At 73.3% G+C, this 10,285-nt stretch carries 6 protein-coding genes and 1 pseudogene; 1 reads left to right on the top strand and 6 read right to left on the bottom strand.

Annotation, left to right across the window (positions count from 1 at the left end; all coding sequences use genetic code 11):
* Window positions 1-94: 94 nt before the first annotated feature.
* Window positions 95-220 (top strand): annotated as a pseudogene (locus ASG49_RS19550) (HNH endonuclease); the annotation flags it as partial.
* Window positions 221-345: 125 nt separating this feature from the next.
* Here ASG49_RS19550 and ASG49_RS03155 read toward each other — a convergent pair.
* The 6 genes from ASG49_RS03155 to ASG49_RS03130 form a co-directional block, all read right to left on the bottom strand.
* The gene (locus ASG49_RS03155; protein WP_056536968.1) at window positions 346-1,161 is read right to left on the bottom strand and encodes a metallophosphoesterase; all 816 of its coding nucleotides are present in this window, start codon (window positions 1,159-1,161) and stop codon (window positions 346-348) included.
* A gap of 65 nt (window positions 1,162-1,226) precedes the next feature.
* Window positions 1,227-1,640 carry a cupin domain-containing protein gene (locus ASG49_RS03150; RefSeq protein ID WP_082533738.1) on the bottom strand — a complete coding sequence of 138 codons (414 nt, stop codon included), beginning with the start codon at window positions 1,638-1,640 and terminating at the stop codon, window positions 1,227-1,229.
* Complete coding sequence (locus ASG49_RS03145) at window positions 1,637-2,587, bottom strand: class II glutamine amidotransferase (protein ID WP_056536964.1); 951 nt, start codon at window positions 2,585-2,587, stop codon at window positions 1,637-1,639. Before ASG49_RS03145 ends, ASG49_RS03150 begins: the two co-directional genes overlap by 4 nt.
* 26 nt (window positions 2,588-2,613) lie before the next feature.
* Complete coding sequence (locus tag ASG49_RS03140; RefSeq protein ID WP_235561881.1) at window positions 2,614-8,160, bottom strand: carboxyl transferase domain-containing protein; 5,547 nt, start codon at window positions 8,158-8,160, stop codon at window positions 2,614-2,616.
* A gap of 86 nt (window positions 8,161-8,246) precedes the next feature.
* Complete coding sequence (locus ASG49_RS03135) at window positions 8,247-8,897, bottom strand: TetR/AcrR family transcriptional regulator (protein ID WP_056536959.1); 651 nt, start codon at window positions 8,895-8,897, stop codon at window positions 8,247-8,249.
* Between the two features lie 54 nt (window positions 8,898-8,951).
* Window positions 8,952-10,157, bottom strand: a complete 1,206-nt coding sequence (locus ASG49_RS03130) for a SpoIID/LytB domain-containing protein (RefSeq protein WP_056536956.1) — start codon at window positions 10,155-10,157, stop codon at window positions 8,952-8,954.
* Between the last annotated feature and the right edge of the window lie 128 nt (window positions 10,158-10,285).

Here is a 10,285-nt window from a genome sequence, read left to right as displayed (position 1 = left end):
GCGGCGCCTGTTCACCCGACCCGGCACCGGCGACCTCGTCGCCACCGACTCCCGCCGCCGCACCTTCACCGGCGAGCTCCGCGAGCTCCTCGTCGTGCGCGACCAGGTCTGCCGCACCCCCTGGTGCGACGCCCCCGTCCGCCACGCCGACCACGTCACTCCCGCAGCCGACGGCGGCCCGACCTCCCTGGCCAACGGGCAGGGACTGTGCGAGTCCTGCAACTACGCCAAGCAGGCACCCGGCTGGCAGTGCCACCCCCTGCCCGGCGACCGCCACCAGGTGCTGGTCACCACCCCGACCGGACACACCCACGTCTCCACCGCGCCCGACCCACCGCGACCACCTCACTCGGGTGCGGGCGTCGCGCCGGAGTCCTGGACGACCGGACCACCGTCCTCGGATGCTGCGGGCCGGTCCCCCGGTGGCGTGAAGGCGGCGATCGCGTCGGCGTCACTGTTGGCGGAGCGGAGGTACTCCTCGGCCCACGACCGGCGGTGCGGATAGGTCGAGCCGGCAACGACGGCCTCCACCGCAGCGTCCACGTCGACGTCGGTGTGCCGCAGCGACACGGCGCCGTGGTGCAGCAACGCCCAGCTCCCACCCGCCCGGCCGTACGGCATCCCGATGCTGCCGGCGTTGACCACCAGGCGTCGGTCGACGAGCCGGACGAACGGCATGTGGGTGTGGCCGCAGACGACCGTCCGGTGGTGCGCGGGCAGACCCGTGAAGGCGGCTCGCCACCGTCCCAGGGGCGAATCCACGAGCACGATCTCGTCGTCACGGCGCGGGCTCCCGTGGCAGAAGACCACCGCACCGAACCCGTCGACCTCGAGGACCAGGGGGTGGGGCAGACCAGCAAGGAGACGGGTCTGGTCCTCGGTCAGCTGCGCAGCGGCCCACGGGGTGACGTCGTCGGGCACGTCGACGTCCTCACCGCGGCGGAGCGCGACGAGCTCCCGGTCCGCGTTGCCGCGCACCAGGCGCAGCCGGTCACCCCCGGCCGCCAGGCGGTCGAGGACCTCGCGCGGTTGCGGACCCGAGGCGTGGTCGCCGGTGACCACGACGAGGTCGGCTGCGCGCACGTCGGGTTCGGCGAGCACCGCCTCGAGGACCGGGAGCACGCCGTGGACGTCCGAGAGCACCGCGACCGCACCCACCACCCGGCCATCATCACAGGCCGCGGATGCACGGACCCCCGGACAACGTGGACGCGACGTGGAGGGCCTCAGCCGATCGGCTCGTCGCGTCCCGGGGGACCCTCCACGTTGACCGTCGGGACACCGCCACCCACGCGGGCGATCACGGCGAGCGACGGCTCGCGCGAGGGGTTCGACTCGCGGTGGACGGTCCAGGCGGGGACGTGCACGAAGTCGCCCGGGCCGGCATCGAGGTAGCCCTCGTGGCCGTCGAACTCCAGCCGCAGCACCCCGCGCACGACGTACAGGCTGGACTCGTTGCGCTCGTGGTGGTGCCACCCGGAGACCGCACCGGGGTCGGTCACCACCTGACCGGCCCACAGCAACGGCAGCTCGAAGGCCCGCGCGCGGGTCATGCCCGTGGTCGGGTCGGCGGCGACCAGGTCGTCCGGCGTGAGCACCCGGACCGGCCGGGGCAGCTCAGGACCCACCTCGGGGCTCATGTCGCGAGGGTGCGGACCTCGCGGGTCACGCTGTCGCCCAACCGCTCCAGGAACACGATCTCGCCGAACTCCAGGGGCAGCCAGTCGTCGGCCTCCTCGGTGAGCGGCTCGGAGGCGAAGATGACCGAGGTCGCCTCCTCCTCGCCGCAGTCGTCGAAGCCGTACGTCGCGTCGTCGTGGGTGAAGTCGCGACCCATCAGGTAGTACATCGGCTCCAGCAGCATCGACAGCGCGTAGTCGTCGGTACCCGGGCCGGACTTCCGCAGCTCGCGCCAGTCACCTTCCGGCTGCGGCTCGCCGTGGTGCCCCGTGCCGCAGTTGACGCCGATGACACGCCCCGGGGAGACCAGGGCCATCTTCAGCTTGGCCAGCCCGGGGAGGTCCAGCGCCTTCATCGCCGCGACGATGAGCTCCAGCACCCGCTCGAAGCCCCGCTGGACGTCGTCGTTGCCGTCGCCCTCCAGCACCGAGAGCAGCAGCACGTAGAGGAACTCGGTGTCGGTGGTGCCGGTCATCTGCTCGAGGAACTCGTCCTTGCAGTGCTGCAGCAGCTCGCGCTGCAGCACCTTCCAGTGCGGCAGGTCGCCGTTCTGCGCGACGATCCACGGCGTGCCGGTGTAGCAGAACGGGTGGCAGTTCTCGTCGGCCAGCACCGCGCCCGCGTCGTACGCCGCGGCCCGCACGTGGGCGAGCAGCGTGCTGACCTGCAGGTGCGGCACGATCCCCTCGACGTTGTCGTCGTAGAAGGCGGCCATGGGCCGCCGGTAGATCAGGGGCACGTCGGGCTTGAGCAGGGACTCGCTCCAGATCCCGAACCCCCACCCGGCCAGCTGCAGCTGGGGATGCCGCTCGGGGTCCAGGGTCTGGTTGACCAGGCTGTTGCGCGGGGTGAGCAGGAGGTCCTCGAGCGGGAGCTCGGGGCCGAGGTAGGCGAGGACGCGGCACATGCGCTGCAGGCTACGGCCCGCACGCCTCAGGAGGCGACGTACCGCTCGATCGCCTCCACGATCTCGGGCCGCAACCGGGCCGCGGGGATGACCGCGTCCACGGACCCGACCTCGACGGCCCGGTGGATGTCGTGGATGCCGTCGAACTCGGCAGCGACCTCGCTGATCTTCTCGGCCCGTACGGCGGTCCGCAGCTGGGCCCGCTCGACCTGGAGCCCGATCCGCTCGGCGCCGCGCGCCGCGGCGATCCGCTCGTCCAGCGCCTTGACGGCCGGCGTGGCCGCGGTGCGCTTCTCCACCTCGCCGGTGAACACCACCGCCGCGGCGGGGGCGCCGCCGATGACCGAGGCGAACGAGCCCTCGACGGCGAGCACCGTCATGGCCGGGTTGAGCGCCTTGGAGAACACCACGAACGCGCCGCCGTGGTAGCGGGAGATGACGCAGAAGACGATCGGGCCGCGGAAGTTGACGATCGCGCGGCCGATCTCGGCGCCGTACTCCAGCTGCAGGTTGCGCATCGACTCCGGCGAGCCGTCGAAGCCCGAGAGGTTCGCGAGCACGACCAGCGGTCGGTTGCCGCTGGCGGAGTTGATGGCGCGGGCCGCCTTCTTCGACGACTTCGGGAACAGCGTGCCGGAGGTGTAGGTGCTGGGGCCGTCGGTGGGCGGGAAGCCGGAGCGGCGCACGGACTGGCTCTCGATGCCCAGCAGGCACACCGGGTAGCCGCCCACGTGGGCGTCCTGGACGACGGCGGTGTCGGCGTCGGCCATGCCGGCCCACCGCTCGAGCACGTCGTGGTCCTGGTCGGCGACGGCCCGCATGACGGTGCGGATGTCGAAGGGCTTCTTGCGGTCCGGGTTGGCCGTGGCCGAGAAGATCTCGCCGACCGTGCTGAAGTCGCTGCCCTCGACCTCGTGCGGGAACGAGGAGATGTCGCGGTCGACCGGGTCCCCCGAGTCCGTACGCCGCGGCCCGGACTCGCCCGGCGCGACGTAGGTGTGCTCGTAGTGGGCCATCAGCACGCCGAACGCGCCGGCCAGGTCGGGCGCCCAGTACTGCGCCTGGCCGTTGGGGCCCATCACGCGGTCGTAGCCGCCGATGCCGTAGTTGTCCTCGGCCGAGACGCCGCCGGAGAAGTCCAGCGACTGCTTGCCGGTGAGCACCATCGCGCTCTCGGGCGTCATCACCAGGATGCCCTTGGTGTGCATCAACATCGTGGCCTCGGCGTTCCAGTAGGGCTGGGCGCCGACGTTGATGCCCGCGACCACGACGTTGATCTCGCCGCCGTCCTGGGTGAACTCCACGATCCGGCGCAGCGCCTTGGCCACCCAGTCCATGTTCTCGGTGCCGGAGTCCATCGAGATGCGCGCGCCCGCGGAGAGGGCGAACCACTCCACCGGCACCTGCATCTCCTCGGCCAGGTCGAGGGCGGCGATGACGCGCAGGCACTCCTGCTCGGCCACCGAGCCGAGCGACTTGGTGGGGTCGCCGCACAGCACGACGCGGGTGACGCCGTCGGGGTGCAGCGGCGTCGGGGTCCGCACGACGGCGGCGAGGATGCCGGACTCGTTGAGGCCGTAGGGCCGGTCGACCGGCACGAGCCGGCCGGTCTCGTCGAGGTCGTGCTCCACGAGCGAGCCGCCGGGGCCGGCGAGGACCCCGCTGAGCTCGTAGGGGTAGACGAGCCCCCGACGCCGCGAGCGCACCACCTTGGAGGTGTAGTCGTCCAGCGGCTGCAGCAGCTCGGTGGGCGGCTCCTCCACGGTGGAGGTGACGCCGGAGCCGGGGCGGGCGCTGAAGCGGACCGCCATCGGCACGGGGTCGGCGCCGGGCACGGCCAGGCGGCCCTGGGCCACGACCTCCTCGACGCCGGCGCCGTCGGTCAGCGGGCTGATCTTGGCCCCGAGCGCGCCCAGCGCGTCGAGGTCGAGGTCGACCACGGGCCACACGTGCACCCAGACGTGGTTGAGGTCGAGCCTGGCGCCGCCGCGGCCCCGGGCCACGCGCTCGCGCCGGATCGACTCCAGGCAGCTCTCCACCGCGCGCTCGGCGTGGGGCAGCCCGGTGATGGTGCCGTCGTCGTCGCGCACGACGGACATCTGGCGCACCTGCGCGAGGGCCACCAGCCGTCGGTCGGAGGGGTTCTCCCGGGCGACGCACTCGTAGAGCAGCACGTCCTCGGGCGCCTCGATGCGGGTGACGTGGAAGTTGCGCAGCCGCCACAGGTCCAGGCGGCGCCCGACCATCGGGTGCACGCCGCGGGTGAGGTCGTCCTCGACGACGCCGGCGCCGGCAGCGGCGGAGCCGTCCTCGACGTCGGTGGCAGGACGGAACGTGTAATAGCCGACCCGGCGGTCGCCGCCGCCGGAGCAGACGGCCACGCAGACCCGGCGTACGTCCTGGGTCAGCGGCAGCGCGTCGAACAGCGCGCGCAGCTGCTCGCTCGCCTCGTCGACCGAGGCGGGGGCGTCGGGCCAGGACAGGTAGAGGTCGACGACCGCGTCCTCGCCCGCCCGGTCGGCGAGGTGGGAGGACACCGCGGTGACGAGCTCGGAGCCGTCGACCAGCTCGGCCACCGAGCCGAGCGAGGAGACCAGCCGGGTCGGACGGTCGTCGACGGAGTAGCCGGCCACCACCACGGGCCGCGGCACGTCGATCGAGCGCACGTCGTGCAGGTCGTACTCCCGGTAGTGCCGGCGGGCCAGCACCTCGAGCATCGGCTCGCGCTCGGGCACGCCGTGCTCGAGGCGGTCGCACAGGAACCCGACGGTCTGCTCGGGGATCGAGGCCAGCGCCTCGATGCGACGGGCGCGGTCGGGCGCGTCGGCGGACGCGGCGAGCGCCTCCACCTCGTCGCGCATCCCCAGCAGCACGCCGCTCCGCTCGGCGTCCACGGCCGGCTGGTCGAACCAGCGGAACCGGACGCTGCGGGCGAGGTCGCCCACCGCGGGGTAGCGCGCTTGCGGGACGCGACCCAGCCGCTCCAGCACCTCGCGCGACCGGGCGGCGAGGTCGCCGACCGGCGGCGCCTCGCGGCTCCACGCGCCGAGCAGGGCCCCGACGAGCGCGACCTCGGGGGTGGTGCGCTGCTGGGCCAGGAAGATCCGGAAGACCGCGGCCTCGAGCTCGGGGGTGCGGTCGAGCGAGGCCAGTCCGTAGTGGCGCAGCACCCGCTGCAGGCGCTCGCGGAACTGCTCTGGGAGGCCGCCGCGGTCGGCGTCGAGGCTGAGCAGGTAGGTGTGGAAGTGCTCGCGCGAGGAGTGCACGCGCAGCGCGGTGTGCCGGTCCTCGTCGGCCGGGCGGTTGCGGCTCAGCTCGGCGAGGTCGACGAAGGTCTCGAGCAGCGTCACCTCGTCGGCCAGCACCGAGCCGTCGTCGGGCTCGGCGAGGTCGCGGACGGTGAGGTACTCCGAGAGCGCGGCGTCCTGGTCCTCCGGCGGCACGTCGTAGCCGAGCACGACGGCGCTGAGGGCAGCGCGGGCGCGCTCGCGCTGGGTGGCCGGGTCGACGCCCGCGTCGGCGGGCAGGTCGATGCCGGGTCCGGCGTCGGCGACCTCCTCGGTGCCCTCCCCCAGCTGCTCGAGCTTGATCAGTGCGGCGCCGGTCTCGACCTGGCTGCCCGTGATGACGTGCAGCTCCTTGACCCGGGCGGGGAAGGGCGCGTGCAGCGCGGTCTCCATCTTCATCGACTCGAGCACGACGACGGTGGCGCCCGCCTCGACCTCGTCGCCGACGGCGACCGGGGTGGCCACGACCAGGGCCGGCGCGGGCGAGCGCAGCACGCCGCCCTCGTCGCGGCTGACGCGGTGGGCCACGCCGTCGACCTCGACGAGCGTGGTGGGGCCGTGGGTGGCGGTGACGACGTGGTAGCGCCGGCCGCCGACGGTGAGCCGGCGGCGTACGTCGTCGACGTGGGCCAGCTGCACGTCCACGGTCTGCGAGGTCGCCCCAGAGGCGACGCCGACGCGGAACCGGCCGGGACCGGTGTTGATGGTGGAGACCTGGTAGGGCACGCCACGGAGCTTGAGCTCGACGGGACGACCGACCTCGTGGGCGGCCGACGGCCGGCCGCCGTGGGCGGTCTCGATGAGGCGGGCGGTCTCCAGGCGCACGCGCTCGAGGTAGGCCTCGATGCCGGCGGCGACCACCGCGACGCCCGCGTGGGCGTGCGAGGCCAGCCGGCCCTCGGCGCGGACGCGGTCGATCCAGCCGGTGTCGGCCCACGGGAGGCCGTGCTCGGGGTCGCCGCTGACGACCTCGGGCTGGGCCAGCAGGTCGAGCACGAAGCTCTTGTTGCAGGCGCCGCCCTCGATCACCACGGTGGTCGAGGTCATCGCGCGCCGCAGCCGGGCGAGCGCCTCGTCACGGGTGGGGGCGTAGGCGATGATCTTGGCGATCATCGAGTCGAAGTCGGGCGGGATGGTGTCGCCCTCGGCGACGCCGGTGTCGACCCGGATGCCCGGGCCCGACGGGAGCTCGAGGTGCTCGATCCGGCCGGGGGCGGGCGCGAAGTCGCGGTCGGGGTCCTCGGCGTTCAGCCGGGCCTCGACGGCGTGCCCGACCTCGGCGGGCTTCTCGCCCTCCAGCCGGCCGCCCTGCGCGACGTGGAGCTGGGCGCGCACCAGGTCGATGCCGGTGGTGGCCTCGGTGATCGAGTGCTCGACCTGGAGACGGGTGTTGACCTCGAGGAACGCGAAGGTCTGCTCGCCGGGGTGGTAGAGGAACTCCACGGTCCCGGCGCCGACGTAGCCCACGGCCAGCGCGAGCTGCTCCGCGGCGGTCTTGAGCTCCTCGACCTGCGCGGGTGACAGCAGCGGCGAGGCCGACTCCTCGATCACCTTCTGGTTGCGGCGCTGGATCGAGCAGTCGCGCACGCCGAGCGCCCAGGCGGTGCCGTGGCTGTCGGCGATCAGCTGGACCTCGACGTGCCGGGCGCCGGTGACCAGGCGCTCCAGGAACACCGTGCCGTTGCCGAAGGCGCGCAGCGCCTCGTCGCTCGTGCGCTGGTAGGCGTCCTCGAGGTCGGCGGCCGAGGCGACCATCCGGATGCCGCGTCCGCCGCCGCCGGCGGTGGCCTTGAGCATCAGCGGGTAGCCGACCTGCTCGGCGGCCACGAGGGCGTCCTCGAGGGTGTCCACGGCGCCGCGGCTCCACGGGGCGACCGGGACCCCGACCTGCTCGGCGATCAGCTTGGAGCCGATCTTGTCGCCCAGGCGACGCATCGCCTCGGCGCTGGGGCCGACGAACGTGACGCCGTGCTTGTCGCACAGGTCGACGAAGGCGGGGTCCTCGGCCACGAAGCCCCAGCCGGGCCAGATGGCGTCGGCCCCGGTCTCGAGCAGGGCGCGCTCGAGGACCGCGAGGTCGACGTAGGGCCGTTGGCTCGCCGGCCCGAGGTCGTGGGCGAGGTCGGCCTCGCGCACGAACATCGCGTTCGCCTCCCCCGTGGTGTGCAGGGCCACCGTCTGGAGGTGGTCGTCGGGGTGACGGGCGGCGTTGAGCTCGCGCACGGCGTGCAGCAGCCGCATGGCGGACTCGCCGCGGTTGACGATCGCGATGCGACGGAAAGACACGAAGGACCCCTCGGGTTGGACGCTGGGAATGCGAGGCTGGTCTCGCATTGGAACCACCGTCCCACGACTTCGGGGTTACGGGCCAGTCACATCCGTCGGCGCGCCGCCTCGGCCTCGGCGGCCAGCAGGTAGTGGGTGAGCATCGACTTCAGCTGCACCACGGCGTCGGGGTGGGACTGGCCGTCGCGGATGGAGAAGTTCAGCATCGAGTAGGTCACGTGCACGATCACCTCGGCCAGCGTCTGCCGGTAGACCGGCTCGGAGCCAGGGGTGAGCGGCGCCAGGATGCGGGTGACCTGCGAGGCGAGCTGGCGCTCGTGGCCGGCGGCGATGGCGCGGGTCGGCGGCGTGGCCTGCATCGCCAGCCACACGGCGCGGCGCGAGGGGTCGGTGCGCCACAGCGTCGCGAGGTGGTCGAGCAGCTTCTCGAGCAGCTGGGCCCAGTCGAGCGTGGGGATCTCGGAGCCGAAGTCCTCCAGCGCCTTCTCCACGTTGGCGGTGTCGAGCCGGTCGAGCTCGCAGATGATGGCGTACTTGTTGCCGAAGAACTGGTAGAGCGAGCCGATCGGCACCCCGGCCCGCAGCGCCACCTGCTCGGAGGTGAACGCCTCGAAGCCCACCTCGACGAGCAGCGCCCGGGCTGCGCGCAGGATGTCGTCGAAACGTCGCCGGCTGCGCTCCTGCGAGGGCCGGCGGCGCGGGAGGAACTCCGCGGGGTCAGCCGTCTGCATGCTCATGGCGGCAGCGTACGCGAGGGTAGCCTCCGGTATCGGCTCCTCCGTGGGCCCGTCTCAGCCGCCGAACCGGAACCAGTCGGACTTCAGCCCGAACCGGCTGCGGAAGGTCGACCCGCTGAGCGTGACGTCGGACTTCGTGCCGTCGAGCACCACCGACAGCACCCGGCCGCCCTGGTCGCCGTTCCCGTCGCGCTGGGCGACCCGGACCGCCCGCAGCGTGCCCAACGCGGGGTAGCTCGACTGCACCCGGGCGCGCGTGAGGGTGGTGCGCCAGGTGTGGTTGGGGTTGCTCGCCGTAGCGTCGTAGCGGTCGGCCCTGGCCACGAGGTAGGGCCGGCTCCCCGCCCTGGTCCAGCCGCCGCTGCTGGAGGAGAACTGCGTGAAGGCGGGCGCACCGTCGTAGGTCCGGACCTGGCGGGCGGTGGCGCGCACGGCCGCGTCGGCCGAGGGGTGCTCGGCCGCGACGCCGCCGTAGACCTGGCACGAGGTGGTGTCGCAGGTGTGCCAGGCGCGGCCCGCGTTGGCGGCACGCTCGAAGGCGGCGTACGTGCGCGCCGCGACGGCCTGCGACTGCACCGCGGCCGGCTCCCACGACGCCGGCATCTCGCGTGCCACGACGCCGCGCACGAAGTCGTCGACACCCACGACGTTGACCGTGGTGCGCTGCACGTAGCGCAGCGCCCCGCGGTAGGGCCGGTCGACCGAGCCGAGGCGCAGCGTGGTGGGCGCGGCGTCGCGGTAGAACGCGGCCGCCCCGGTCATCGGCACCGAGCCCGGCTGGTGGGTGCGCCACGCGCCGCCGGCGAAGAACTCCAGCACGTTGCGGTCACCGGAGGTGCGCAGCCGCCAGGTGGAGGGTCGCAGCGAGCCGACGGTCGTCGGGAGGGTGTAAGACGGACCGCCGACCTGGCGCAGCCGCAGGCCCGACGCGGGGACCACCGAGAGCATGCCGTCGGTGTCGGCGCTGATCCGCACCCAGAAGTTGCCCCGGACCGTGCCCGCCGCGGTGCCCGGGTAGTAGAACGCCATGATCTGCGCCTGCGTGAGCCCCGCCTGGGCCGCGCCGCGGGCGCCGTACTGCGACATGCCGTGGCCGTGCCCGTAGCCGTGACCGGTCAGCCGCAGCACCCCGTCCGAGGGCACGGCGTACGACGCGTCGGCGGCGGCCGGCGACACCGAGCCGGCCGTCACCGCAGCGGCGGCGACGAGCAGCGCGAGGGTGGTGCGGACGGCGCCGAGCACGCCGGGGGTGCGGGACATCTGTGACCTCAGTGACCGGTGGGGTGGAAGTGAACCGGTCCCGAGTATGTGCTCGCGAAGAATGCACCGAAAGGCATTTCGGGGAATTCCTGCTAATGCCCCCTGAATTACAACGGCGTGATTATCGC

This window comes from Marmoricola sp. Leaf446, assembly GCF_001424755.1.
In the GTDB taxonomy this organism is placed as follows: domain Bacteria; phylum Actinomycetota; class Actinomycetes; order Propionibacteriales; family Nocardioidaceae; genus Marmoricola.
The sequence above is the reverse complement of the archived record's forward strand: the minus strand, read 5'-3'. Positions and strand labels throughout refer to the sequence as shown.